Raw genomic sequence first — 23597 nt, forward strand, 5'->3', positions numbered from 1 at the left:
GGCGCGGCGGGCCGGTGGGCGAGGGGCACCGGGACACACGCCCCGGTGCCCCTCGCCCACCGGGTCAGGCCGTCTGGACCGCGACCGGCGCGCCCTCGGAGGCCTGCACCAGGACGAAGCCCTGGCCCTCGAAGGAGAGCTGGAGGGCCTCCCCGCTGCCCCGGCCGATGAGCGCGCCCGCCTTGGCCGTGCGGCGCACGCCCGTGCTCAGCGAACTGGACCAGGCGACCGCGGAGTCGGTGTCCACGAAGGTCGGCTGGTCGACGTTGATCAGCACCGGGGCTCCGTGGCAGGCGATGGCCACCCTGCCCCGGCCGCTGAAGACCGTGTTGAAGAGCCCCCCGGCGGCCATGCCCGCGCCCTCCACGCGTCGGATGTCCCAGCTCAGCCCGGCCTCGAAGGCGAGCACGTTGTCGCCGTTGACCGTGAGGTGGTCGTCCTCCAGGTCCACCAGGTGCACGTCCCAGGCGTCGCGGGCCAGGAACACGTCGCCGCGCCCGGACACCTTCATCAGCGGCAGTCCCTCACCGGTGAAGGCCTTCTTGAAGAACTTGCTGACGCTGCCGGACCCCTCATAGGAGAAGTCGACCTGGCCCTGGTAGGCGACCATGGCGCCCTGGCGGGCGAAGAACTCGCCGTTGAGGCCCACCCGGAGCATCTTGTGGTTCTGCAGGTGCATACCCGGCTCGCTGGTCTCCTGGGCCTGCTGGAAGAGGTTGCTTCTCATGAACGTGTCCCCCATCGACGGTCTGGCTGTTTCACCCGGTCAGACGCTCCGGAACCGGAAAGGTTCCGCCGGGGGCCCGCCGTTTTCGGTCAGTCGGCGGACACGACCCCGTGCGCCAGGTCGTAGACCCGGCGCTTGGGGACACCGAACTCCCTGGCCACACGGGTGATCGCCTCCTTGCGGCGCACGCCCTCCTCCTCCAGGCCGGAGACCGCGGCGACCAGGTCGGCGTCCCCGACCGTCCCCGGGTCACGGCGGGCGCCCTCCACCACGAGCGAGATCTCGCCCCGCACCCCCTCGGCGGACCAGACCGCCAGCTCCCCGAGGCCGCCCCGGCGCACCTCCTCGTAGGTCTTGGTCAGCTCCCGGCACACGGCGGCGCGCCGGTCGGCGCCGAAGGCCGCGGCCATCGCCTCCAGGGTGGCGGCGACGCGGTGGGGGCTCTCGAAGAACACCATCGTGCGGCGCTCGGCCGCCAGGTCGGCCAGGTAGCCCGACAGGCCCTTGCGCGGCGGGAAGCCCTCGAAGCAGAAGCGGTCGGTGGGCAGGCCCGAGACCACGAGCGCCGTGGTGACCGCGGACGGCCCCGGTATGGCGGTCACCGGGATGCCCTCTCCCGCGCAGGCGGCGGCCAGCCGGTAGCCGGGGTCGGACACCCCCGGCATCCCGGCGTCGGTGACGACGAGGACGTCGCTCCCCGCGCGCAGGTCCCCGAGCAGCTCGTCGGTGCGGCGGCTCTCGTTGGCGTCGTAGTAGGACACGACGCGGGCGCCCGCCTCCCCGCCCAGGCGCACGTCCGCGCGGGAGGCGAACTGGCGTAGCCTTCGGGTGTCCTCGGCGGCGATGACGCGGGCGCCCTCCAGCGCGCGCAGCAGCCTGGGCGGCGCGTCATCCACGTTCCCGATGGGCACACCGGCGAGCGTCAGGGTTCCCCTCCCCCCACTCATCCCAGCTCCACCCTCTACCACTGTGATCCCCGTCCTGTCGCGCTACGGTTGGCTCATCACGCCATCCGAAACCTGGTTTCGTGGTCCGTCCGCAAGGGACAACCATCTCCGACCCCAACCTACGAGCCGAGATGACCACCACCGCACCTTTCTCCGAGGCAGAGCCCTCGCCCTCGCCGCGGTCGGCGCGGATACGCGCCCGCTTCCTGCCCGTCAACCCCGCGCCCCGCTGGCTGGGCTGGCTGGGCGCCTTCGCCGTCGCGCTGTTCGCCGGGGCGCTGAGGTTCTTCAACCTCGGCCAGCCGGACCGGATCTACTTCGACGAGACCTACTACGCCAAGGACGCCTACGGGCTCCAGCACTTCGGCTACGAGCACGAGACCGTCGAGGAGCCCGTCGAGGCCGACGACCTGCTCGCCCAGGGGTACCAGGACATCTTCACCGGCGCGGGCGACTTCATCGTGCACCCGCCGGTGGGCAAGTGGATGATCGCCCTGGGCGACTGGCTGTGGTCGCTCCTGCCCTTCGGCACGACCATGACCCCCGAGGCCTGGCGGTTCGCCTCCGCCGTGGCCGGGGTGCTCTCGGTCCTCATCCTGGTGCGGCTGGCCACGCGGATGACCCGCTCGGTGCTGCTTGGCTGCACTGCGGGTCTGATCATGGCCCTGGACGGCCTGCACTTCACGCTGAGCCGCATCGCCATGGTGGACATCTTCCTCACCCTGTGGGTCCTGGCCGGGTTCGCGTGCCTGGTGATCGACCGGGACGGCACCCGGGAGCGGATGGCCCGCCTGGCGGAGGCGGGCGGGGACCTGGCGTCGATGCGCTGGCTGGGGATGCGCTGGTGGCGGCTGGCGGCCGGACTGTGCTTCGGTCTGGCGGTGGGCACCAAGTGGTCGGCCCTGTTCTTCGTCGCGGCGTTCGGCCTGCTCACGGTGGCGTGGGACTACGGGGCCCGAAGCAGTGTCGGCCAGCGCGGCTTCTTCTGGCGGTGGCTGGGCATCGACGCGATCCCGGCGTTCGTACAGACCGTGGTGGTCGCGGGGGTCGTCTACCTGGTCTCGTGGTCGGGGTGGCTGTTCACTCGCGGCGGCTACAACCGCGACTTCGCGGACGGCATGCTGCCCGAGTGGGTGCCCGGCCTCCTGAGGGAGCCCGTGGAGGCGCTGTGGAGCCTGGTGGACTACCACCAGCGGATGATGACCTTCCACACCGACCTGACCAGCGACCACGCCTACATCTCCGCGCCGTGGGAGTGGCTGGTCATGCGCACGCCGGTGATGTTCCACTACAACGGCGAGGTCGCCTCGTGCGACACGGGCGACTGCGTCACCTCGGTGGTCTCCATCGGCACGCCGGTCATCTGGTGGTCCAGCCTGCTCGCGCTGACGGTGATGCTCGGCTGGTGGGTGACCTTCCGCGACTGGCGCGCCGGGGCGGTGCTGCTGGCCGTGGCCGCGGGGTGGCTGCCGTGGTTCGCCTACCCGGACCGGCCCATGTTCCTGTTCTACGCGGCCCCGCTGCTGCCCTTCCTGGTCCTGGCGATCGTGCTGGCACTGGGCCTGGCGATGGGGGCCGGGGAGGACAGTCCGCGCTTCGCCCCCTACACGCGAGCGGTGGGCGGCATCGTCTACGGCGTGGTCCTGCTGTTGATCGTGGCCAATTTCGCCTACTTCTACCCGGTGTTGTCGGCGTATCCGATCGACGAGGGTATGTGGCGTGAACGCATGTGGTTCGACGTGTGGATCTACGGCAACGGCGGTTAGTGAACGGCGTCCCGGCGCGCCCGTATCAGCCATGCCCCATTAGTGGCACGGCGAACGGAAATCAACAGTTGCGAGTTGCCGAAACAGGACAGGGAAAGAGCGCGATTCCCGCGTGGAGGGCCTCGGCAGGGCGGCACCCTCCCTGGTACTGTCAGCAACTGGTTGCTGTTGTAGTTTCCATGGATGCCCGGGGCGCCTCGCGGAACTTCACGTGGGCGCTCGCCGGTGCGGGATTCACCCGCCGGTCAGGCGCCCGGCGGCCCGGGGCCAGCAGGGTGCGGCCCCGCAGTAGTCCCCAAGGGAGTGCACATGGCTCAGGGCACCGTGAAGTGGTTCAACTCTGAGAAGGGTTTCGGGTTCATCGCCGTCGAGGGCGGTCAGCCCGACGTTTTCGTCCACTACTCGGCGATCTCGGGCACCGGCTTCCGGAACCTGGAAGAGGACCAGAAGGTCACCTTCGACATCATCCAGGGCCCCAAGGGCCCGCAGGCCGCTGACGTCAAAGCGGTCTAGAGTCGTCCTTTCCACGCGGTCGACGGAGTTCCCGGTCGCCCGACGGCACCGTCCGCGTCCGCGTTCCCTTACTTGACGGCGCACCCGAGCAGCCGGGACCGGGTGGAGCGCCCGCGCCCAGCCCTCCGCTCGTCGAGCGGGGGGCTGGCCCGCGTCCACCCCCCTTCGGGGACGACCGGGGCGAGGTTACCCAAGCCTGCCGATACCGGTTAACCTGCTTGAAGCCGGTCGGTACACCGAAGGACTGAGGTCGCGCATGTTCAACATCAGCGGAGGAGAGTTCGTCGTCCTCCTCCTGCTCGCGCTGCTGATCTTCGGTCCGGACCAGCTGCCCAAGGCGGCGCAGCAGGTGGGCAGGGTGCTGCGCCAACTGCGGACGATGGCCAACTCCGCCTCCAACGACATCCGCGAGGGGCTGGGCCCGGAGTTCAAGGACTTCGACGTGCAGGACCTCAACCCCCGGCGCTTCGTGCAGAAGCACTTCTGGGAGGAAGAGGATCAGGAGAGCAAGCCCGCGGCCCGGCTGAACGGCAAGCGCCCGCCCTTCGACGACGAGGCCACCTGACGCGGCCGCCCGGCCGGAGCGCCCCCTCCCCGCGCGTCGGCCTCATCCCACGAGCATGAGCACGAAGAGGACCAGGCCCAGCAGGATCACCGAGCCCACGATGATCGCCGGGGACCCGAAGGCCAGCACCAGGACCTCCACCGCCAGCGCCCCGCCGAAGGCCCCGGCCAGCCAGGGCCAGCGCGGGCCCGGCTCCCAGCCGTGGCGGCGCTCTCGGTTGAGCGTGACCAGGAACGCGCCCCCGATGAGCAGCCAGAACGCCAGGTGGGCGAGCGCGCGGGTCTGCGGATCGACGTAGTCCGCCATCCCGCCGACCACCATCACGTAGGTCGTCGTTCCCGCGAGCAGCCGCCAGTGCCCGCCCGTCCTGCGGGCGGGGATGACCTTGCGCCGGGCCGGTGTGGTGCGCCGGAAGCGCTCAGCCGCGACCACGGGCTCCTCCTCCGCCGGTTCGACCGCGGTCTCACGCGGCCCGGGAAGCGGGGGCTCGGGGGGCGGCGGCTCGTACCCCCCCGCCGGTGCGGTCTCCGGCGGCGGCCGGTGCTCCCGCGGCGTGGCCGGGGGGTCCTGGGGCGGGAACTCTTCGGGGTGGTATCCGCCGGGGTACTTCGGGGAGTCGGACACGGTCCGCCCCTTCACGGTCGCGCGGTGGGCCCCTGCCGGGGCCGGGGTTCGGTGTCCGGATCCCTACCCGGTGCCGCGCTCGGTCAAATCCCCGTCCTCGGTCCTTCCGGCGGCGGTGCGGTACGGACGGCGGGAGCCGGGACGAAGAAGGACCCGACCGGCCCTCGGGGGTCCGGTCGGGTCCCTGTGCCGGGGTTCGGCGGAACCCTTTCGGCGGGCTGGTTACAGCCAGGACCACCCGCTGTCACGGGCGGTAATCACGTGCGTGGTCATGGCATCTACCTTTCGTATTGGCTTCCAGCCCATCCCGGAACCACAATGGCGCAGAACTCTCTCGATCCGCAAGACCCGTGGACGAATGTTCATTGTTTCATGGCACGGGCACTACCGAGGCCCGCTGAAGCATGGCTCAAATAACCGAAACCTGACCTGTTTCCCCAGTTCAGAAGGGCTTCCATTGCCGCAGGCAGAACACCTGACAGCTTGGCGGCCTGCAAAAACAAGACATGCTCCAGGTCAAATCCACACCATGAATATAACGGAGAGCGACGGCGTTCCCATTTCCCTGGGACGGGAAATCGGGATATCCGGCGGCGCACTTGGGGCGACCCCGGAGATCAACACGGGCTGTTACCAGGGAGAACCTGTTGAACTTAATGTCGGAAAGCAGAGCTATGCCCAGCTTTGCACCATCACATCCGTTCTGCCTGAACGTGACTCTGCGTCATGGCGCCCCCGGTCCAGCCACCCGGGCGCACCCCCGGAGAGGGGCCTCCAGAACAGGTGTTTCGGTCATGCACGAAACCGCATATCCCGTCCCCCCTTCTCTGCCCCATTGCGGCGGCGCCCTTCCGCGGCCGTTCCCCGGTGCCGTTCGCACCGTTTCCCCCGGACGCGCCCGGGGTAGCGGGCGGTGAGTTCTTCCGTTACCACTCCGCTCACCGAGCGCACATGAGACAATGAGCAGCCCCAGCAGGAGGTCTCCATGCGCGTCTCTCTCCCCCGGCCGGCCCTTCTCCTCCTGGTCGGAGGTTGGACATGCCCGCACCGCGTCCGCCCGGACAGACCCGGCTCGCCGGTGCGCGAGAGCCCGTCACTCGGCCAGGGACGGGACGGGTAGACGACCCATGAGCGCACACCCCCTCTTCCCCGCGCAGGCCCCCTGTCCCGGGGAGCCCGCCGCTCCGTCCGCCCCGATCCGCGCCATGGTCGTGGACGACCACGCGCTGTTCCGCCGGGGCCTGGTCTCGGTCCTGGACGAGGAGCCCGACATCGACGTGGTCGACGAGGCCAACGACGGGGAGGAAGCCGTCCGCCTGGCCGCCGAACTGCGTCCGGACGTGGTCATCATGGACGTGATGATGCCGCACACCAGCGGCATAGACGCCTGCTCGCGCATCCGTGAGGCGGTGCCGAACACCAGGTTCATCATGCTGACCATGAGCGACGACGAGAGCGACCTCTTCGACGCCCTCAAGGCCGGGGCGACGGGCTACCTGCTCAAGGCCATCTCGGTGACCGAACTCGCCGAGGCGGTGCGCGCCATCGTCAAGGGCGACTCGTTCATCAACCCGGCGATGGCCACGAAGCTCATCGGTGAGTTCGCCGAGCTGGCCAAGCAGGAGAGCGCCCCGCCCAGCCGCGCGACCATCCCCGAGCTGACCCGGCGCGAGACCGAGGTGCTCAAGCTGCTGGCCCGCTCCCTGAACAACCGGGAGATCGGGGAGCGGCTGTTCATCACCGAGAACACCGTCAAGAACCACGTCCGCAAGATCCTGGAGAAGCTCCAGGTGCACTCGCGCACCGAGGCCGCCATCTACGCCGTCCGGGCCGAGTACGTCTCCGGGCGCTGAGACCTCCCGGCCGCGCCGCGCCCGGCCCGCGACCGCCAGCCGGGCGCTGGGGCCCGTCCGCCATCGGGGGCGCCGGGAGGGCCCGCGCGGGCGCGTCCTGCGCGCGGCGGACCGCACAGGGGCGTCGGCGCGGTTCGGCTCGCGCCCCGCGGCCGGTCGGGAGCCGGGCGGCCCTACTCCCCGGCGGAGGGGTTCCGGCCCGCGCAGGACGTGCCGAAGAGCAGCCCGGCGCTGCGGCGGGTGACGGTGAGCAGGTCGGTGTCGCGGAACAGGTCCCCGAACCCCGAGCCCTCAAGGTTCCCCGTGAGGGAGAGCGTGGCGATGCCGTGCACGACCGACCAGCCCGCGACCATGGCGGCGGCCGCGTCCTCTACCTCCCTCCCCTCCTCGGCCAGGGACTCCACACCGGCGCGGAGCTCGTCGAAGGCCGCCGTGCGCGCGGCGTTCAGCTCGGCGTGGTCGTCGCTCAGCAGGCCGGGAGCGAACATCACGTCGAAGTGCGCCGGGTGGCCGGTCGCGAAGCGCACGTACTCCACACCCGCCTCCAGGAAGCCTCCGCCGGACTCCCGGTTGGCCCGCAGCCGCGCGGCCAGTTCGCGGAAGCCCTCGGTGGCCAGGGCGTTGAGCACCCCCTCGCGGCTGCCGAAGTGGTGCCGGGGGGCGGTGTGGCTGACCCCGAGTTCGAGCGCCAGCGAGCGCAGGCTGAAGGAGTAGGGCCCCTCCCTGGCGATGACCTCGGCCGCCTTCTCCAGGACGGCGGCCCTGAGGTTCCCGTGGTGGTATCCGTCTGCCATGACCCCGCACCCTACGACGGCGGGTTGCCACTGTAAAGATCGCCTAGGCCTGCCCCGCAGCGGAGGCGGGGAGTAGGCTGGAGGGGTACCGGCCGCCCCGCGACAGGGGATAGCCGCTTCGCCGGTGACACTCGGGGCTCCGGTCCGGAAACGACCTCCCGCCGCAGGGAACAGCAGCACCGCCTCCGGACCGGACCCCGCCCTGCCGGGCGCCGTGCGGGCCCCTCCGCACCGGAGATCTCCCGGGACCGCCCCCCGAACACGGCGAAGGCCCCTCCCGTACCCGGGAGGGGCCTTGCTGTCTGCGGTGGAGCTATGGGGATTTGAACCCCAGACCCCCTCGATGCGAACGAGGTGCGCTACCGGACTGCGCCATAGCCCCGAAGACGTGATCCACATTAGCAGGAAACCCGGAGTGGTCCGAACCGGCTTCTCCCGGATCGGCTCCGGACCGGGGCCGCCGGTCAGGCCCCGGGCCCGGTCAGTCCCCGGCCGCCCGCAGCCGGGCGTCCGCGTACTGGTCGTAGACCTGGCTGCGCCGCTCCTTGAGCGCGATCACCTCGGCCTCCCGCTCGGCTTCGCGCCGCCGCTCCGCTTCGTCCCGGCGGGCGCGCAGGACCTCCCGGCGGCGGGCCCGCAGGGCCGCTTCCCTGCGCTCGGCGTCGGCCTTGGCCGCCTCCCGGAGCAGGGCCAGGTGTCCGGCGAACAGCAGCACCGGCGGGACCGCCACCCACCAGGGCCCCAAGCCGAGGGCCACGGCCACGAGGGTGGCGGCGTTCACCAGGGTCAGCGTCGTGGTGCGACGGCGGCGGCGGGCGATGACGCGGGCGCGCGGCCCGGACTCGGCGCGGTAGCGCCCGGGACGCGGCGAGTCCCCGCCGTGCGCGGGGGCCTCCGCCGGGGCGGTGTCGTAATCGTCACGGCGCAGGACCCGGGTCTCGGTGGCGTCCGGGCCCTGCGCACGCTCCCCGGTGTCGTCCCGGGCCTCGGCCTCCGCGGGTTCGCCCTCCTCCCGCGGGTCCTCGTGGAAGGTGTCGGGGTCCTTCCGCAGCAGCATCGGCACCAGGACTATGAGCCACACCACCACGATGGTCAGGTACAGAGGAGAGCTGCTCATCACCCCTCCTCACGATGACGGCCACTGGACGTTGATCGACACCTCGTCGACACCGCGCCGCGTGGTGCCCCGGGGGACGGAGACGTCCCTCCGGGGAAGGCCGCCCCCGTCCCTCCCCGGACCCGGGGAGTTTCCGGTGCGCCATATCCACGCGTTGCCCGCATCGTCAATGCGTCTATGTTCCGCACGGTACGACCCCGTGTCCATAAATGCGCCACATTCCGACCGGAGTGTCGCAAGATTGTGGACTCTCAGTTTCGGACGCCTTGACCCCGGGGGTGAAAGCACAGGTCAGCCGGTGACTGCGGAGTGCAGTCCCAATTCAACGCAAAGTAATGAGTCAATGTCACTAAAGTCAGGTTTAAGCTCCGGATGCTTCTGTGATGTTGGCACGTTCAGTTCGGCTCCGGGTACGGACTCGCCGGATCGCGCGGATCCCGGCCGCCGTTCGGGTCCTGTGGCCCCAAAGCGGAACCCGGGCCGGAACCGGGTTCTCCGGAGGGCCCGGAAGAGGACCCGTGGCGCCACCGGTACATCAGCCCCCGGGGGACCTCCTCGGCGGTGATCGCGTAGCAGATGTGGTCGCGCCAGGCCCCGTCGATGTGCAGCTGTCTCCTGCGCACGCCCTCGTCGCGAAAGCCCAGTTTGGCGACCACGCGTCTGCTCGCCCGGTTCTCGGGCCGGACGTTGGCCTCGATCCGGTGCAGCCCGACGCGGAAGAAGGAGTGGTCCACGGCCAGGGCGACCGCGGTCGGGGTGATGCCGAGCCCGGCGTGGGCGCTGTCGATCCAGTACCCGACCTGCGCCGACCTGGCCGAGCCCCACACGATGGCCCCCACCGTGACCTGGCCGACGAACCTGTCGTCGTACAGGACCGCCCAGGGCATGGACAGGCCCTGCCTGGCCTCGTGGCGGATGGACTGGAGCATCGAGACGTAGGGGGTGAGCCCGGTGGTGCGCAGCGGCATCTCCGGATAGGTGGGCTCCCAGGGGCGCAGCCACTGCTCGTTGCGCGAACGCGTGTCCCGGAGCGCCGGGGCGTCGCGGAGCCGCAGTGGCCGGAGTACGACCGGGCCCTCCTGGAGGGTGACGGGCCACCCATGTCTGCGATTCACGACCGTCCCTTCGATGCCCTCGGCACCGTAGCCCAGCGCTGCGACACCGGACGCGGAGGCGTCGGGTTCCCGTCGCCGGTGACGGGCTCCAGTATTCCACTCCCCCGGGCGCGGCATGGCTGCGGTCACCCCAGCGGGCAAGAATCGGATGATTCTTAACTCCAATACTCCCGTACCGAAAACCGGCCCTACCCCAAGGAATTCTCAACGTTCGGAATGCCCGGGATGTGATTCCGGTCATTGTCCGGTGTCATTCGGAGCGGGCGTGGTCGCCTCCGCGCAGTTGGTCCACCGCGTGCCGCAGCACCGGCGCCAGCACCTCCATCCCGTCGGCGGCGCCGCCTCGGGAGCCGGGCAGGTTGACCACGAGCATCCGGTGCCCCCCGCGCTCGGCGACCCCGGCCAGGCCGCGCGACAGGATAGCCGTGGGCACGCCCTTGTCCCGGCCCGCGGCCCGCAGCGCCTCGGCGATCCCGGGGATCTCGTAGGACAGCAGCGCGCGCGTCACCTCGGGCGTGTGGTCGTGCGGGGTCAGCCCGGTCCCCCCGGTGGTGACGACGGCGTCGAGCCGCTCGTCCAGGGCGCGGCCGATGGCCCGGGCCACGGGTTCGCCGTCGGGGACCACCCACGGCCCCACGACCGCGCAGCCGATCCCGCGCAGCCCCTCGGCCACGACCGGTCCGGAGCGGTCCGGGTAGATTCCCGCCGCCGCCCGGTTGGAAGCCGTGACGACCGCCACGCGGGGGACCGGGGCGTCAGTCACCACGCCTCCAGCGGCCCTTCCTGCCTCCGGTCTTCTCCTCGACGCGCACCCCGGTGACCTCGGCCGCCGGGTCGATCGCCTTGACCATGTCCACCAGTCCGAGGGCCGCGGCCATGACGCAGGTGAGCGCCTCCATCTCCACACCGGTGCGGTCGGCGGTGCGGACCGTGGCACTGATGTCCACGCCCGCGTCCACGACGGTGAGGTCCACGTCCACCCCGTGCACCGCGATGGGGTGGCAAAGGGGCACCAGGTCGGGGGTGCGCTTGGCAGCCTGGATCCCGGCGATCCGGGCGACGGCCAGGGCGTCGCCCTTGGGCACCTCTCCCCCGCGCAGGGCGGCGACGGCCTCGGGGCCGAGCAGCACCCGGCCCGAAGCGGTGGCGGTGCGCGCGCTCACCGACTTCTGCGAGACGTCGACCATGCGGGCGGCGCCGGATCCGTCCAGGTGGGTGAACCCTGAGGGGTGGTCGGCCCCCTCCCGCCGTGGGGTGTCGGTCATGGGCCCGCCAACTCCTCCGCTCGGAACGCGGGACGCGGCCGGTCGGCCTCGTCCGGGCGCGCCGGAGCGCGCCACCACGACCGTACGGCACTCCCGGGGCCCCCGGTCCACGGGTCCGCGGCCCCGGGCGGGGACGGCTCAGGCCGGTTCGGGCAGGCGCACCACCTGGACGCGGCTGCCCGCGGCCAGTTCGGTCACCTCCTCGGGCACGACCACGAGCGCGTTGGCCCCGGCCAGGGCGGACAGTTGGTGCGAGCCCTGGTGCGACGCCGGGGACACCGTGGGCTCGGCGTCGCGACCGTAGGGGGACTCCTCCAGCACCGCGCGCAGGAAGGAGCGGCGCCCGGGCGGGGAGGTGACCGGCGAGGTGAGCAGGGCGCGCATGCTCGGCAGCGGCCGGGGGTCGAGCCCGCGCAGGCGGCGCAGCGCGGGCCGGACGAAGACCTGGAAGGACACGAAGGCGCTCACCGGGTTGCCGGGCAGCGTGATGATGGGGGTCCGGTCCGGGCCGATGACGCCGAAGCCCTGGGGCTTGCCCGGCTGCATCGCCACCTGGACGAACTCCACGGTGCCCTCGCGGACGAGCACCTCCTTGACCACGTCGTGGGCGCCCATGCTCACGCCGCCCGTGGTCACCACGACGTCGGCGCGCACCAGCAGGTCGTCCAGCGTGTCGCGCACCGTCTGGGGGTGGTCGCCCACGAACCCGTGGCGGTGCACCTCGCACCCGGCGTCGCGCGCGGCGGCGGCGATCATGAAGCTGTTGGACTCCCAGATCTGGCCGGGGCCGAGTGGGCGCCCGGGCTCGACCAGCTCCTCGCCGGTGGAGAGCACCATCACGCGGGGGCGGGCGTAGACCGGCACCGAGCGGCGACCGACGGCCGCCAGGACGCCCATCTCCCCCGGGCCGACTCGCACGCCGGGCCGCAGCACGGTGGCGCCAGCGGTGACGTCGTCCCCCGCGCGGCGCACGGCGTTGCCCTCCTTCACCGGCCGGTCGAAGGCCACGCTGGCCGTGCCGCCGTCGGTCCACTCGACCGGGACCACCGCGTCCGCCCCCGAGGGCATGGGCGCGCCGGTCATGATCCGGGCGGACCTGCCCGGCAGGACCGCCGTCGGCGAGGGGTCCCCCGCCGGGATGTCGGCCACGACCGGCAGCCGCACGGGGTTGTCCGGCGAGGCCGACTCCAGGTCCGCGGCGCGCACCGCGTACCCGTCCATGGACGAGTTGTCGAACCCCGGCAGCGACACCGGCGAGGTGACGGCCTCGGCCAGCACGGTGCCGTGTGCCTGGAGCAGGTCCAGCTCGGTCGGCACGGGGTCGGGGATCAGTGCCAGGACGTCGGCGACGTGCTGTTCGACGCTCTTCACGGGGTTCCTCCCGGTTCGCGGTTCCTGTGGTGGCCCCGCCTCCCCTCCCTCAGGAGACGGCTCACGCCCCATTCTTGCCGTGTCCGGCCCCGTATGCGGCGCGCCGGGCCACGGCCGGGGCGCCCGGGGTCCCCGATCAGGGGCGCTGGGCCCGCGCGCGGTCGACGAAGTCGCGCAGCCAGGGCAGCAGTTCGTCGGCGAGGTCGGGGCGGCGGCAGGCGAAGTCCACGACCGTGCGGATGTAGTCGGCCTTGTTGCCGGTGTCGTAGCGGCGGCCGCGGAAGAGGACGCCGTGCACCGTGCCGCCGTCCTCGGGCTTGCGCCGGGCCAGCTCGCGCAGGGCGTCGGTCAGTTGGATCTCGCCGCCCCGGCCGGGCGGGGTCTCGTGCAGGACGGGGAATACCGCCGGGTCGCAGACGTAGCGGCCGATGATCGCCCAGCGGCTCGGCGCCTGCTCGGGAGCGGGCTTCTCGACCAGGTCGGTGACGGTGACGACGTCTTCCTCGTCGGTGGGTTCGATGCCCGCGCACCCGTAGAGGGACACCTGCTCGGGCTCGACCTCCATGAGGGCGACGACGCTGCCGCCGTGGCGCTCGCGCACCTCGATCATGCGGCGCAGCAGGTCGGCGGACTCGATCAGGTCGTCGCCCAGCAGGACGGCGAAGGGGTTGTCGCCCACATGCGCCTCCGCGCACAGCACCGCGTGGCCCAGGCCGCGCGGCTCGCCCTGGCGGACGTAGTGCACCTGGGCGAGGTCGCTGGACTCGCGCACCGAGCGCAGCCGGGCGTCGTCGCCCTTGGCCTCCAGCGCCTCCTCCAACTCGTAGGCCCGGTCGAAGTGGTCCTCGATGGAGCGCTTGCTGCGGCCCGTGATCATCAGTACGTCCTGGAGGGAGGCGGCCACCGCCTCCTCCACGACGTACTGGATCGCGGGCTTGTCCACGATCGGCAGCATCTCCTTGGGCGTGGCCTTGGTCGCGGGCAGGAAACGCGTGCCCAGGCCCGCGGCGGGTACGACCGCCTTCGTGACGGACACGGAACCGGAGGGCCGCTTCTGGTCGGTGGAGTCGTTCATGTCGGCACTTTAGGCCAGCGGTCGGCCGTCTCCGCGCCTCCACACACAGGGGGGCGCCAAGAAGTACGGATCGTTTCGGGCCGCGGAGGGCGGCCCGCCACCGCGTGTTCACCGCGCGGGGCAACCGGCCGGTTCGGTGCGGTGCCAGACTGGGGCCATGGGTGAGAGCGAACCGCGTGGGGCCAAGGCCGGGTTGCGGAGGGGTTTCCTGGAGCGGCGGCGCGCCCGGGGCCCCGAGGAGCGCGCCCGGGCCGGGTCGGCGGTCCGCGACGCGCTGCTGGACGTCCCATGGCTGGCCATGGGCGGGACGGTCGCCTGCTACTACTCCGTGGGCGGGGAGCCCGACACCCGCAAGCTGGTGGCGGCGCTGTGGAAGCGCGGCTCCTACGTGCTGCTGCCCGTGTTCCTGCCCGGCGGCGAGCTGGACTGGGCCGCCTTCGACGGGCCGGACTCCCTGGCCCCGGCCGGACACGGGCTGCTGGAGCCAGTGGGCCGCCGTTACGGGCCAGACGCGCTGGCCCGGGCCGACGCCGTGGTCTGCCCGGCCTTGGCCGTGGACCGGCGGGGGACGCGCCTGGGGCGCGGCGCCGGGTGCTACGACCGCGCGCTGGCCCGCAAGGGGCCCCACGCCCCGGCGATCGCCCTGGTCCACGACGAGGAGTTCGTGGAGTCCCTGCCCGCCGAGCCGCACGACCGGCCGGTGGACGCCGTGGTCACCCCGTCCGGCGGGGTGCGGGTCCTCGGCGCGGGCGTGTGGCCGGGCGGACCGGCCGAACGGGAGCGGCTGAGCGGGAGGGGCTGAGCGGGAGCGGCCGGACCGCGGGGGCTGGAGACGCGGGCGGGATTAACCCGGGCCCCGGGGGCGTTGTCGCTGGCGGTCGCGCTCCGGCGGCGCCCGACGCCCGGCCGTTCGCGCCCCCGCGCCGCTCCCCGTGGGCGAGGCCCTGTCACGGCTCCGGTCGGCGAGCGCGTACTATTTAGCAGTCAACGGGCGAGAGTGCCAGCAAGGAGGACCCGAACAGTGCCTACGTACCAGTACGCGTGCACCGAGTGCGGCGCCCAGATGGAGGTCGTGCAGAGCTTCAGCGACGACGCTCTGACCGTCTGCCCCGAGTGCGAGGGCCGCCTGCGCAAGGTGTACTCCGCCGTGGGCATCGTCTTCAAGGGCTCCGGCTTCTACCGCACCGACAGCGGCAAATCCTCCAACAGCTCCGTGCTGACCGGCTCGGGCTCCTCCGAGAGCAAGGACAGCGGGAACTCGGACTCCACCGACTCCTCCTCCGCCTCCTCGGACGCCAAGAGCTCCTCATCGGACACCGGCGGCAGCACCACGAGCAAGGCCCCCAGCACCAGCGCCACCGCCGCGACGAGCTGACCCGCCGGGCCGTTGACCGCCACCGCGCCGCCGACCCCTCGGCGGCGCGCGGCACGTCCGGCCCCGGCGAACGCTACGCGGCACGTCCGGCCCCGGGCCTCCCCCTCCGGCCCCCTCAGCGGTCCGACCCGGTGCGCGGCCCGCGCGATCGGGCCTGTGGACAACCTCCGAACGGCACCTCCGCAGCCTAGCGTTGAGGGTATGACCGACGCCGCACCCCTCCCCTACCGGCACCGTCGCGCGCTCACCCGGCTCCTGGACCGGCACCGGCGCGCCGTCGCCGCCCTCCTGGCCGCCGCCGCGCTCCTGAGCGCCGTCCTGGCCGTACGCCCTCCACCCGCGCCCGTCACACGTGTCCTGGTCGCCTCCCGCGACCTCGGAGCCGCGGACCACCTCACCGAGGGCGACCTCACCGCCCGGGACCTGCCCGCCGGGTCCGTGCCGGGCGGGGCGCTCGCGGCCGACACCGCGACCGCCGGGCTGCGCCTCAACGCCCCGGTGCGCCGGGGGGAGGTGATCACCGACGCCCGGCTCGCCGACCCTCCCGCACGGGCCTACGGCCCCGGCCTGGTCGCCGTCCCGGTGCGGGTGGCCGACCCCGGCGCGGTGGGCCTGCTCTCCCCCGGCAGCCGGGTGGACGTCCTCGCCGCCGGAGGGGGCGGCGACCTCGCGCCGGCCCGGGCGGGCCCCGCCGTGGAGGTGGTCAGCGACCGCCCCGTCCTGGCCCTGCCGGAGGAGGAGTCCCCGGTCGGCGGGGAGGGCGGCGCGCTGATCGTCGTCGCCGCCACGCCCGTCGAGGCCAGGAGCCTGGCCGGCCACGCGGCCGGCTCGCGGCTGTCCATCACCATCCGCGGTTGACCGGCGACCTCCAGTGGGCAAAGCTGGCCGGGCGCCGCGGGCCCCCGCCAGGGGCCCCGCTCCGGCGCCCGTACGGACACCACGAGTATGTAGGGCTTGTATCCATGCAAGGCTTCAAGAAGTTCCTGCTCCAGGGCAACCTGGTGCAGTTGGCGGTCGCGGTCGTGATCGGCGCGGTCTTCGCCAACCTCATCACCGCGTTCACCGAGGGGTTCATCACCCCGCTGATCGGCATCTTCGGCGGGGTTCCCACCTTCAGCGACCTCTACTTCGAGATCAACGGGAGCCGGTTCCTGTACGGGGCGTTCATCGACGCGCTGGTCTCGTTCCTCATCACCGCAGCGATCCTGTACTTCTTCGTGGTCCTGCCCGTGGCCAAGGTGGTGGAGCGCTTCGTCGAGGCCGAGGAGGCCGTCACCCGCGAGTGCCCGCACTGCTTCAGCGAGATCAGCAAGAAGGCGTCGCGCTGCGCCCACTGCACCAGCGAGTTGGTGCCCGAGACCGCGGCCTGAGGCCGGTCGGACGCGCCGTGGGGCGGCCCCGTGCGGGACCGCCCCACGGAAGGGCCGGAGGTCAGCCGGTGTACTCCCAGTGCCAGGGCTCGAAGGGACTGGACTTGGCCCAGGCCGGGTGGTGCCAGCCGAAGTCGGCACCGTTGGCCTCCATCCAGAGCCAGCGGTCGGACCGGTAGTTCTGGATGCCGCAGCCGAGGTCGATCGCCTGGCCCAGGCCGTGGTTGCTCGTGCCGGGGACGGCCGCGAAGCCCGGCGCGACCTGTCCGTAGACCCGGTGCTGGTTGGGCAGGTCGCGGTAGGCGCTGGTGATGCACATGTTCTCGCCGTACTCGTCCACGTACCTGGCGTTGAGCTGGAGGAAGTCCACGGCCGCGTCGGCTCGCAGCTTCTTGTCGTCGTAGAGGTCGCACAGGGAGTTGGCCGGGAGCAGGCCGTTGGCCGCCCCCTGGGCGTTGGCGGCCGCGTCCGGGTCGCAGTCCCCGGCGGCCATGTAGGCCTCGGGGTCGATGCCGCGGTCCTCCAGCTCCTGCACCAGCTCGTTCGTGGTCTGCTCGGAGCGCTCGCGCAGGGCCTCGATGTCCGCTGCCAGCTCGACCTGTTCGAGCTGGGTGGTGGTCTGCAGCTCCTGTGCCTGGCTCGCCAGCTCGACCTGCTCCTCGCGCAGGTCGGTGGCGTCCTGGATGAGCGCCTGGTTGTCCTCGGAGATCTTCGCCGCGTAGGACTGGGTCTGCAGGTCCTCGGTGAGCGACCCCGAGGCCAGGACGGCGAGCATGCCGCCGTCGGGCTGCTTGTACAGCGTGCTGGCCAACTGGGCCAGCGGTTCGCGCATCTCGTTGAGTTCGAGTTCGGTCTGCTGGAGGTCGTAGATCGTCTGGACCAGCTCGGTCTGGGCGTCCTCCAACGCCTCCTGGCGGTCGACGAGGTCCTGGTTGGCCTCCTCCAGCTCCTGGGAGGCGGTCTCGGCCCTCTCGCGGAACTCCTCCAGGCTCGCCTCGGCGGGCTCCAGCACGCCGACGGGCACCGGCGCCACGAGGAGCGCGGTGACGAGCGTGAGCGTCAGCGCCTGTGCGAAGCGGACCCGGTAGGCCAGGGCGAAGGCGGTGAGCGCCCCGCCGCCCGGTACGCGGGACCTGCGCCGCGCCGCATCAGAAGTGAACGGCACGAATGATCCTCCGGCTGCTTTTCCTCGAACACCTACCCGTGACCGCAAGGCAACGTACTACATGTCCACATGCGGCCACGCGAGATCGGCCCACCGGACGGAGCGGGTCGCGGACGGGCCCCACCCCGCCCCGTCGCCCTCTGCTCCGGGCTTCGGTGAAACACCTGGTCACCGCCGGGCCGGTCAACGCCGAGCCCGCTCCCCCATCGTTATCGATGGTACATATGCGGCCATAACACGACATGCGCCATGAACAACGTCACACCGCACCAGGACAACCAATCGTAGGTCAGCGTACTCCGCCATGCACGCAGAGTCCCCCAACCGTCCCCGCCGGAGACGGACCGACACCCCATCCACGTCCATCCTGGGTTAGGCTTGGTCCGGTGACGGGGTAAGACATACCCGTGCCGGACCCATGGCTCCGTAGCTCAGGGGATAGAGCACCGCTCTCCTAAAGCGGGTGCCGCAGGTTCGAATCCTGCCGGGGCCGCATAGCGCGGGCTGCTGTTCGCCGGTCTTCGACCGGCTCGCAGCAGCCCGCGGTGCTTTCCGGGGCCCGTCACGGCTCCCGCAGGCGGCTACCGGCGGTCGGCCGCCTCCGTGAAACCCGCGACCAGCGCGGCCACCGTCCGCCGGACCCGGCCGCCGACCACGGAGTCCCGCGCGCCGGTGAGCACGAGGTGGTGGACCGCGCCGACCACCGCCAGCGCCAGCGCCTCGGGGTCGGCGCTCCCGTGGAGGCGCCCCAGGCGCCGCTCCGCGGTGAGGTAGTCCGCGGCCGCGGTCTCGACCGCCTCCAGACCGGCCGTGCGGTCGCCGAGGACCGCGCGCACGCGTCCAGCCAGCTCCGGCCGGGAGGCCATGAGCCTGGTCAGCGCCAGGAGGACCGTCGGCGGGGTCGCCAGCACGGCCTCGGCCAGGTTGTCCGCGACCGCGCCCGTACCGGCGCGCCCCGGCCCGCCGCAGAGGCGGCTACATGGTGAACCTGGTCGGGTGGGGATACGACGCCGCCGAGCGCCTCGGCCTCCTCCCCGCGCTCTCGGCCAGCGACATCGGCCTGTTCTCCACGGTCCTGGTGAGGGCCGACGGTCGGCGCAAGTTCGCCTTCCCTCCCGAGATCGCCAGGGCCGCCCTCGGCGACCGGGCGCTCACCGTGTTCCGGGAGAACCTGGAATCGGCGCTGTACGAGGCCGTGCGCGGCAGCGCGGTCCTGCGATTCGGCACCACCGCCGTGGACGTGGCCCAGGACGCCGACGGCGTCCGGGTCGGGCTCAGCGACGGCACCACCGAGCGCGCCGACCTGCTCGTCGGCGCCGACGGGCTGCGCTCCGGCGTCCGTGCCGCCGTGTTCGGCCCCGAGGCGGACTTCCGCGTCGACCTGGACCACGTCGTGGGTGCGCTCCCGCTCGACCGGCTCCCCGAGGACGTGCCCGAGGGGACCGGCACCACGTTCATCGGGCCGGGGCGCACGGCGGCGGTGGTCGATCTCGGTCCGGGCCGGTCCTCGGCCTTCTTCGCCTACCGCTGCGCGGATCCGGACACCGAACTGGCCCGGGGACCGGTCCGGGCGCTCACCGCGGCGTTCGGCGACCTCGGCGGGGGCGTGCCCGACGTGCTCCGCCAGTTGCGCGCCGACCCGTCCGGCGCCTACTTCGACTCCGTCAGCCAGGTCCGCGCGGACCGGTGGAGCCTCGGCCGGGTCGTGCTGCTGGGCGACGCGGTCTGGTGCCCCTCCCTGTTCGCCGGGTACGGCGCGGCCCTCGCGCTCAGCGGCGCCGACCGGCTCGGCGACGCCCTGGAGCGGCACGGCGGCGACGTCACCGGGGCCCTGGCGCGGTGGGAGGCGGGCCTGCGCCCCGAGACCCGCAGGCGGCAGGCGCTCGCCCGGCGCGGGACGCGCCAGTACGCCCCCTCCAGCCGCGCACACGTGTGGATGAACGACCTGGCGATCCGGGCCGTCCTGCTCCCGGGCGTCCGCGGCCTCGTCCAGCGCCGCATCCGGCGCGCCGGTGAGCGGCACGCCGCGGCGGACGGGTGACGGGCGCGCGACCCGGCGGCCGTCCGGCGCGGCCCCGGAGCCGGCCGATCCGTGGCCGGGCCCCGCGCGTCCGCGTTCTCCCCGGTCAACGGTGCCGCTTCGCCCACGTGTCGCCATGACACCGGGGGCGGCTCGTCCGATCATGGAGCGGGAGCAGGTACCGGACGGGGGAGGTCACACGGATGGCGCACGCGGAGCACTTCCGGGACGGGCAGGCCGAGGAGCCGGGCAGAGCACCCGCCCGGCAGCGGGGCGGCTCGCCCGCCGCCATCGCCGGGGCGCTCCACCGCACCCCGCACCCGGGCCCCCAGCACTGGGGCGGGCCCCGGCCCCGCAAGACTGAGCCGGACCCGTTCTTCCCCAACCGGCTCGGACCGCCGCCCAAGCGCCGCCGCTCCTGAGCGGGCGCCCGTCCGGCGGCCCGTGCGGCGCGGTCTAGCGACGCGGCCGGAGCACGTAGCCGACGTAGCCGTACTCGTGGCCGTGCTCGCGGTACACCGCGATCTCCCGGCGCAGTTCGGCGGCGGCGGCCGCGGCGTGCGGGTCGTCCGGGTCGGTCAGCGCGGCCCTCGCCTCCAGCGGGGCGTAGTACGCGTCCTCCCAGTCGCTCGACGGAAGCAGGTAGGCGGCCGTGACGGTGTACCCGGCCGCCGTCGCCGCGGCCACGTTCTCGGCCGTGGTGCTCAGCGGGTACGCGGCGTCCCAGTAGGCGCGGGCTCCGGCCGACGGCTCGTCCGTGGTCCACCCGCACTCGGTGACCACCAGGGCGCCCCCGGGGGAGAGCAGGCGGCGCCACGAGGCGAGCGCGTGCGCGAACCCGACGTTGTAGGCGGCGCCCTCGCTCCACACCAGGTCGAAGGAGCCGTCGGCGAGGTCGCCCAGGTCGTCCATGGAGCCGGTCCGCGTGGTGACGCGGTCCGCCGCGCCCGCGGCCTCGGCGGCGGCCGCCAGGTCGGCCAGGAAGGGCGGGTACAGGTCCACCGCGGTGATCCGCGCCCCCTCCAGCTCCCGTGCCAGGACCAGCGAGGCCGCTCCGGTGCCGCTGCCCAGGTCCAGCACCCGCGGTTCGCGCGGCAGGGGGGACGCCAGGGAGAGCAGGAGGCGGGTGGTCCCGACCGACCCGGGCCCCTGCCGCTCCTGTCCCTCGTGCAGGGCGAGGGCGGCCTTCAGGGACGGGTCGTCGAAGTCGGGTTCCATGAACGCTCCCGTGCGCTGGAGGAGGAGTACACCGGAGAAAGTACCAGCCCGGCGCGGCTCCCTCCGGGGAGGCGGCGCCCGCCCCCGCGGCTCACAGGAAGGGCCGCCAGGGCGCCAGCACGGCCTCGCCGAACTTGGCGTACCAGGGGCGGTCACGCCACTCCCACTCGGTCAGCTCGCGGGCGTTGGCGAGGTCGTTGGCGAAGACCCGCTCCAGATGCGCGGCCACGCCCTCGTCGAAGATCTCCACGTTGATCTCGTAGTTGCCCGTCAGGCTCAACCGGTCCACGTTGGCGGTGCCGATCGTGGACCAGCGGCCGTCCACCGTCGCCGTCTTGGCGTGCACCATGGCGTCGCGGTACAGCCACAGGCGCACGCCGCCGCGCAGCAGCACCGAGTACTGGCTGCGGGAGATCCAGTCCGCGACGACGTGGTTGGACTCCTCCGGCACGAGGACGTTGACGTCCACACCGCGCTCGACCGCTTCGACCAGGGCGTTCTGGAACTCCCGGTCGGGCATGAAGTAGGCCTGGGTGAACAGCACCCGCTCCTTGGCCCGGTCGATGGCCTCCAGGAACATCGCCCGGATGGGGTAGATGAGCATCTCGGGCACGTTGCGGTGCACACGGAAGTGCGCGTCCCAGTCGGAGTTCCCGAAGTTCTCCAGATCCGGCTGGAGGGGCCGCCGGTTCATGTTCCAGAAGTCGCTGAAGGCGTTCTCCAGCTCCCACACCGCCGGGCCCGTCACGCGCATGTGGGTGTCGCGCCAGTCGGTGGCGTAGAGCGAGCCCACGTTGTACCCGCCGACGAAGCCCACCTCGCCGTCGACGGTGAGGATCTTGCGGTGGTCGCGGCCGGACTTGCGGATGTTCAGCAGCAGCAAGCCGGGGCGCAGGATCGGGTACTCCAGCACGTGGACGTTGGACGGGAAGCGGAAGAAGGACCGGGGCACCACCAGGTTCGCGAAGCCGTCGTAGACGACGTACACCTCGACGCCCCGGTCGGCCGCCTCGATGAGCGCGCGCTTGAACCGCTGGCCCACCCGGTCGTCCTTGACGATGTAGGACTCGAACAGGACGCGGCGCCGGGCCCCCCGGATCGCCGCGATCATGTCCTCGAACAGGTCCTCGCCGTAGGTGTACACGGTCGCCGTGGTCCCGGTGTCGCCCACGGGCAGCTCGGCGGGCGGCGTGCGGGGGAAGAAGGCCCGGTGCGGCCGCACCTTCCTGCGCCAGTGGTTGACCCCCATGAGGGTCGCGGCCACGGCGACCTGTGTGGCCGCCAGCCCGACGAGCCCCCATTTGGCAGCCGAGGTGATGGTGGAGCGTCGCACAGTCGCCTCCCGGGCAGGGACCTCCGCGGTGCCGGGCCCGGCCGCGGACGCCCCTGGTACAAAGTGGACGTCAACCGTATCCCGGGGCACCGGCGGACGGCGGTGCGTTCGCCCCGTGTCCCCCGTGACACAGGACTCTCCTCCTACCCCGGTTCCCGGCGGCGGAACGCCACCAGCTCCGTGGTCGGGCTCTCGCTGCGGCCCCGGACCAGGCGCCGCTCCAGCGGGTAGAGCGCCGCGCCCGCGAGCCACCCGGTCGGCGCGGTGAGGGTGGCCGCGCGCAGGGCCCCGCCCCACGCCTTGCGCCAGGGCGCGGGAGCGTCCACCTGGGCGTTCATCAGCATGAGCATGGGCACTCGGCGGACCAGGTCGAACCCGGCCCGGTCCGCGGTGTCCGTGATCCACTCCAGGGTGCGGTTGACCTGGTGCTCGCCGCGCTGCTCGGGGCGGCGCAGGCAGTTCTCGGAGATCACGAGGAGGCCGCCGGGGCGCAGCACCCGGGAGAACTCGCCGATGGCCCGGGTGTAGCGCTCGTCGTCGGTGATGTGGAAGAGCACGTCCATGCAGGACAGGGCGTCGAAGGAGTCGTCGTCGAAGGCGTCGAGGTCGGCGGCGTCCTGGCGGACGAACCCGTGGTCGGGGAACCTGCCGCGCAGGCGCTGCACGGCAGCGTCGGTCATGTCGCACCCGGTGACGTCGCCGACGCCCATCCGCTCCCACAGGCGCACGTAGAAGCCGGTGCCGCTGCCCACGTCGAGGACGCTGGCGCCGGACCGGCCGGGGGTCAGCCGGGCGGCCTCGCGCAGGAACACCTCCTCGCGCACCTTGTACATCCACGTGTTGAAGGGGCGGCCCAGGGCCCGGTAGCCGACGCCGCTCTCGGTCCAGTCGCCTTCGAGACGGCGTTCCCAGAAGTCTCGCAGTTCGCTGTGCGTAGCCATGGGACCACTGTCACACCGCGCCCGCGGGAAGTCCCGCCGCAGCGCCGCGTCCGCCCCGGAGAGCCGCGTGCGCCCGGTTTTCGGACATCCCCGTGCCCCCAAGGAGGAGGGCCGGATCTCGCGTCCCCGGCCGTTCGCCGTTCAGGAGACGCGGCGGGCGACCACGCGCTCCGCGAACCCCGGCGCGGTCCGGTCGTGGCGGTCGATCACGAACCGCCGCCCCCGCGCCCCGGTGGAGGCCCCGGTGTCGGAGTGTGCTGCTATGCATGACCGCGCACACCCTCCGAACCCGCGGGAGTCCCCTTGACCTTCCACGACCACCTGACCGAGTTCGCCGGACTGCCCGTCGTGGAGTACCGCTCCTGGGAGGGGTGGACCCGGGAGGCCGAGGAGGAGCGCGAGAGGGCGAAGCGGCGGGGCGGAAACCCCACCGGCCCCGGCCC

25 protein-coding genes and 2 tRNA genes are annotated in these 23597 nt (G+C 72.6%); 11 read left to right on the forward strand and 16 right to left on the reverse strand.

The features are described 5' to 3' along the window. Positions 1 to 64: 64 nt before the first annotated feature. A complete protein-coding gene (locus tag ABD54_RS16000; RefSeq protein ID WP_047870313.1) occupies positions 65 to 727 on the reverse strand; it encodes an AIM24 family protein in 663 nt (220 codons plus the stop codon). An 89-nt stretch (positions 728 to 816) separates the two neighbouring features. Further along, positions 817 to 1674 (reverse strand): 16S rRNA (cytidine(1402)-2'-O)-methyltransferase, encoded by an 858-nt coding sequence (gene rsmI, locus ABD54_RS16005; RefSeq protein ID WP_152692047.1) that lies wholly within the window; start codon positions 1672 to 1674, stop codon positions 817 to 819. A 131-nt stretch (positions 1675 to 1805) separates the two neighbouring features. Between rsmI and ABD54_RS16010 the strand changes: the two genes are divergently transcribed. The 3 genes from ABD54_RS16010 (at position 1806) to ABD54_RS16020 (ending at position 4518) form a co-directional block, all read left to right on the forward strand. After that, complete coding sequence (locus tag ABD54_RS16010) at positions 1806 to 3440, forward strand: dolichyl-phosphate-mannose--protein mannosyltransferase (protein WP_047870293.1); 1635 nt, start codon at positions 1806 to 1808, stop codon at positions 3438 to 3440. 309 nt (positions 3441 to 3749) lie between these two features. Further along, positions 3750 to 3953: a cold-shock protein gene (locus ABD54_RS16015; protein ID WP_013155080.1), complete on the forward strand. Its 204-nt coding sequence runs from the start codon at positions 3750 to 3752 to the stop codon at positions 3951 to 3953. Between the two features lie 256 nt (positions 3954 to 4209). After that, a complete protein-coding gene (locus ABD54_RS16020) occupies positions 4210 to 4518 on the forward strand; it encodes a sec-independent translocase (protein WP_047870294.1) in 309 nt (102 codons plus the stop codon). A gap of 42 nt (positions 4519 to 4560) precedes the next feature. Here the strand turns inward: ABD54_RS16020 and ABD54_RS16025 are convergent, their stop codons facing one another. After that, positions 4561 to 5142, reverse strand: a complete 582-nt coding sequence (locus tag ABD54_RS16025) for a hypothetical protein (RefSeq protein ID WP_047870295.1) — start codon at positions 5140 to 5142, stop codon at positions 4561 to 4563. 1127 nt (positions 5143 to 6269) lie between these two features. On the opposite strand from ABD54_RS16025, the gene ABD54_RS16030 reads away from it, so the two are divergent. Continuing rightward, complete coding sequence (locus ABD54_RS16030) at positions 6270 to 6995, forward strand: response regulator transcription factor (RefSeq protein WP_047870296.1); 726 nt, start codon at positions 6270 to 6272, stop codon at positions 6993 to 6995. Between the two features lie 173 nt (positions 6996 to 7168). Here the strand turns inward: ABD54_RS16030 and ABD54_RS16035 are convergent, their stop codons facing one another. The 8 genes from ABD54_RS16035 to galU all read right to left on the reverse strand — a co-directional run bounded on the left by ABD54_RS16035 (position 7169) and on the right by galU (position 13732). Continuing rightward, positions 7169 to 7789 (reverse strand): TetR/AcrR family transcriptional regulator, encoded by a 621-nt coding sequence (locus tag ABD54_RS16035; protein WP_047870297.1) that lies wholly within the window; start codon positions 7787 to 7789, stop codon positions 7169 to 7171. Positions 7790 to 8097: 308 nt separating this feature from the next. Then, positions 8098 to 8171, reverse strand: a tRNA-Ala gene (locus ABD54_RS16040). 99 nt (positions 8172 to 8270) lie between these two features. Continuing rightward, on the reverse strand, positions 8271 to 8906 hold the full coding sequence (locus ABD54_RS16045) for a hypothetical protein (protein ID WP_047870298.1): 636 nt from the start codon (positions 8904 to 8906) through the stop codon (positions 8271 to 8273). Between the two features lie 395 nt (positions 8907 to 9301). After that, on the reverse strand, positions 9302 to 10021 hold the full coding sequence (locus ABD54_RS16050; protein ID WP_047870299.1) for a GNAT family N-acetyltransferase: 720 nt from the start codon (positions 10019 to 10021) through the stop codon (positions 9302 to 9304). 250 nt (positions 10022 to 10271) lie between these two features. Next, the gene (locus ABD54_RS16055) at positions 10272 to 10784 is read right to left on the reverse strand and encodes a molybdenum cofactor biosynthesis protein B (protein WP_047870314.1); all 513 of its coding nucleotides are present in this window, start codon (positions 10782 to 10784) and stop codon (positions 10272 to 10274) included. After that, positions 10777 to 11286 carry a cyclic pyranopterin monophosphate synthase MoaC gene (moaC, locus tag ABD54_RS16060; protein ID WP_047870300.1) on the reverse strand — a complete coding sequence of 170 codons (510 nt, stop codon included), beginning with the start codon at positions 11284 to 11286 and terminating at the stop codon, positions 10777 to 10779. Before moaC ends, ABD54_RS16055 begins: the two co-directional genes overlap by 8 nt. A 138-nt stretch (positions 11287 to 11424) precedes the next feature. Beyond that, positions 11425 to 12657 carry a gephyrin-like molybdotransferase Glp gene (glp, locus tag ABD54_RS16065; RefSeq protein WP_047870301.1) on the reverse strand — a complete coding sequence of 411 codons (1233 nt, stop codon included), beginning with the start codon at positions 12655 to 12657 and terminating at the stop codon, positions 11425 to 11427. A 136-nt stretch (positions 12658 to 12793) separates the two neighbouring features. Further along, complete coding sequence (gene galU / locus ABD54_RS16070; protein WP_047870302.1) at positions 12794 to 13732, reverse strand: UTP--glucose-1-phosphate uridylyltransferase GalU; 939 nt, start codon at positions 13730 to 13732, stop codon at positions 12794 to 12796. 157 nt (positions 13733 to 13889) lie between these two features. Here galU and ABD54_RS16075 point away from each other — a divergent pair, with 157 nt between their 5' ends. The 4 genes from ABD54_RS16075 (at position 13890) to mscL (ending at position 16477) form a co-directional block, all read left to right on the forward strand. Then, the gene (locus tag ABD54_RS16075; RefSeq protein WP_047870303.1) at positions 13890 to 14534 is read left to right on the forward strand and encodes a 5-formyltetrahydrofolate cyclo-ligase; all 645 of its coding nucleotides are present in this window, start codon (positions 13890 to 13892) and stop codon (positions 14532 to 14534) included. Positions 14535 to 14753: 219 nt separating this feature from the next. Beyond that, positions 14754 to 15107, forward strand: a complete 354-nt coding sequence (locus tag ABD54_RS16080) for an FmdB family zinc ribbon protein (protein ID WP_047870304.1) — start codon at positions 14754 to 14756, stop codon at positions 15105 to 15107. A 201-nt stretch (positions 15108 to 15308) separates the two neighbouring features. After that, positions 15309 to 15965, forward strand: coding sequence for an SAF domain-containing protein (locus ABD54_RS16085; protein ID WP_047870305.1), 657 nt, complete (start codon positions 15309 to 15311; stop codon positions 15963 to 15965). A gap of 104 nt (positions 15966 to 16069) precedes the next feature. Continuing rightward, entirely contained in the window at positions 16070 to 16477 is a 408-nt protein-coding gene (mscL, locus tag ABD54_RS16090; protein WP_047870306.1) for a large conductance mechanosensitive channel protein MscL, read from the forward strand. Between the two features lie 61 nt (positions 16478 to 16538). Here mscL and ABD54_RS16095 read toward each other — a convergent pair whose 3' ends face one another. Further along, the gene (locus ABD54_RS16095) at positions 16539 to 17642 is read right to left on the reverse strand and encodes a M15 family metallopeptidase (RefSeq protein ID WP_047870307.1); all 1104 of its coding nucleotides are present in this window, start codon (positions 17640 to 17642) and stop codon (positions 16539 to 16541) included. 420 nt (positions 17643 to 18062) lie between these two features. On the opposite strand from ABD54_RS16095, the gene ABD54_RS16100 reads away from it, so the two are divergent. Next, positions 18063 to 18135, forward strand: a tRNA-Arg gene (locus ABD54_RS16100). Between the two features lie 88 nt (positions 18136 to 18223). On the opposite strand, the gene ABD54_RS16105 is transcribed toward ABD54_RS16100, so the two are convergent. Beyond that, a complete protein-coding gene (locus ABD54_RS16105; protein WP_235432080.1) occupies positions 18224 to 18553 on the reverse strand; it encodes a hypothetical protein in 330 nt (109 codons plus the stop codon). Positions 18554 to 18621: 68 nt separating this feature from the next. Here ABD54_RS16105 and ABD54_RS16110 point away from each other — a divergent pair, with 68 nt between their 5' ends. Both ABD54_RS16110 and ABD54_RS16115 read left to right on the forward strand, forming a co-directional pair. Further along, complete coding sequence (locus tag ABD54_RS16110; RefSeq protein ID WP_047870308.1) at positions 18622 to 19683, forward strand: FAD-dependent monooxygenase; 1062 nt, start codon at positions 18622 to 18624, stop codon at positions 19681 to 19683. 182 nt (positions 19684 to 19865) lie between these two features. Continuing rightward, the gene (locus ABD54_RS16115) at positions 19866 to 20084 is read left to right on the forward strand and encodes a hypothetical protein (protein ID WP_047870309.1); all 219 of its coding nucleotides are present in this window, start codon (positions 19866 to 19868) and stop codon (positions 20082 to 20084) included. A 34-nt stretch (positions 20085 to 20118) separates the two neighbouring features. On the opposite strand, the gene ABD54_RS16120 is transcribed toward ABD54_RS16115, so the two are convergent. The 3 genes from ABD54_RS16120 to ABD54_RS16130 form a co-directional block, all read right to left on the reverse strand. After that, complete coding sequence (locus tag ABD54_RS16120; protein WP_047870310.1) at positions 20119 to 20880, reverse strand: class I SAM-dependent methyltransferase; 762 nt, start codon at positions 20878 to 20880, stop codon at positions 20119 to 20121. Between the two features lie 91 nt (positions 20881 to 20971). Next, a complete protein-coding gene (locus ABD54_RS16125; RefSeq protein WP_047870311.1) occupies positions 20972 to 22213 on the reverse strand; it encodes a phosphatidylserine/phosphatidylglycerophosphate/cardiolipin synthase family protein in 1242 nt (413 codons plus the stop codon). Positions 22214 to 22356: 143 nt separating this feature from the next. Further along, entirely contained in the window at positions 22357 to 23154 is a 798-nt protein-coding gene (locus tag ABD54_RS16130; protein ID WP_047870312.1) for a class I SAM-dependent methyltransferase, read from the reverse strand. Between the last annotated feature and the right edge of the window lie 443 nt (positions 23155 to 23597).

Source organism: Nocardiopsis sp. RV163 (assembly GCF_001029525.1).
Classification (GTDB): domain Bacteria; phylum Actinomycetota; class Actinomycetes; order Streptosporangiales; family Streptosporangiaceae; genus Nocardiopsis; species Nocardiopsis dassonvillei.

Bases quoted from the DNA above. Each gene is read 5' to 3' on its own strand.
- ABD54_RS16035 (WP_047870297.1), bottom strand. From the start codon at position 7,789: ATGGCAGACGGATACCACCACGGGAACCTCAGGGCCGCCGTCCTGGAG.
- ABD54_RS16115 (WP_047870309.1), top strand. From the start codon at position 19,866: ATGGCGCACGCGGAGCACTTCCGGGACGGGCAGGCCGAGGAGCCGGGC.
- ABD54_RS16120 (WP_047870310.1), bottom strand. From the start codon at position 20,880: ATGGAACCCGACTTCGACGACCCGTCCCTGAAGGCCGCCCTCGCCCTG.
- ABD54_RS16010 (WP_047870293.1), top strand. From the start codon at position 1,806: ATGACCACCACCGCACCTTTCTCCGAGGCAGAGCCCTCGCCCTCGCCG.
- ABD54_RS16110 (WP_047870308.1), top strand. From the start codon at position 18,622: ATGGTGAACCTGGTCGGGTGGGGATACGACGCCGCCGAGCGCCTCGGC.
- galU (WP_047870302.1), bottom strand. From the start codon at position 13,732: ATGAACGACTCCACCGACCAGAAGCGGCCCTCCGGTTCCGTGTCCGTC.
- ABD54_RS16015 (WP_013155080.1), top strand. From the start codon at position 3,750: ATGGCTCAGGGCACCGTGAAGTGGTTCAACTCTGAGAAGGGTTTCGGG.
- ABD54_RS16085 (WP_047870305.1), top strand. From the start codon at position 15,309: ATGACCGACGCCGCACCCCTCCCCTACCGGCACCGTCGCGCGCTCACC.
- moaC (WP_047870300.1), bottom strand. From the start codon at position 11,286: ATGACCGACACCCCACGGCGGGAGGGGGCCGACCACCCCTCAGGGTTC.
- mscL (WP_047870306.1), top strand. From the start codon at position 16,070: ATGCAAGGCTTCAAGAAGTTCCTGCTCCAGGGCAACCTGGTGCAGTTG.
- ABD54_RS16075 (WP_047870303.1), top strand. From the start codon at position 13,890: ATGGGTGAGAGCGAACCGCGTGGGGCCAAGGCCGGGTTGCGGAGGGGT.
- ABD54_RS16030 (WP_047870296.1), top strand. From the start codon at position 6,270: ATGAGCGCACACCCCCTCTTCCCCGCGCAGGCCCCCTGTCCCGGGGAG.
- ABD54_RS16000 (WP_047870313.1), bottom strand. From the start codon at position 727: ATGAGAAGCAACCTCTTCCAGCAGGCCCAGGAGACCAGCGAGCCGGGT.
- rsmI (WP_152692047.1), bottom strand. From the start codon at position 1,674: ATGAGTGGGGGGAGGGGAACCCTGACGCTCGCCGGTGTGCCCATCGGG.
- ABD54_RS16020 (WP_047870294.1), top strand. From the start codon at position 4,210: ATGTTCAACATCAGCGGAGGAGAGTTCGTCGTCCTCCTCCTGCTCGCG.
- ABD54_RS16045 (WP_047870298.1), bottom strand. From the start codon at position 8,906: ATGAGCAGCTCTCCTCTGTACCTGACCATCGTGGTGGTGTGGCTCATA.
- ABD54_RS16130 (WP_047870312.1), bottom strand. From the start codon at position 23,154: ATGGCTACGCACAGCGAACTGCGAGACTTCTGGGAACGCCGTCTCGAA.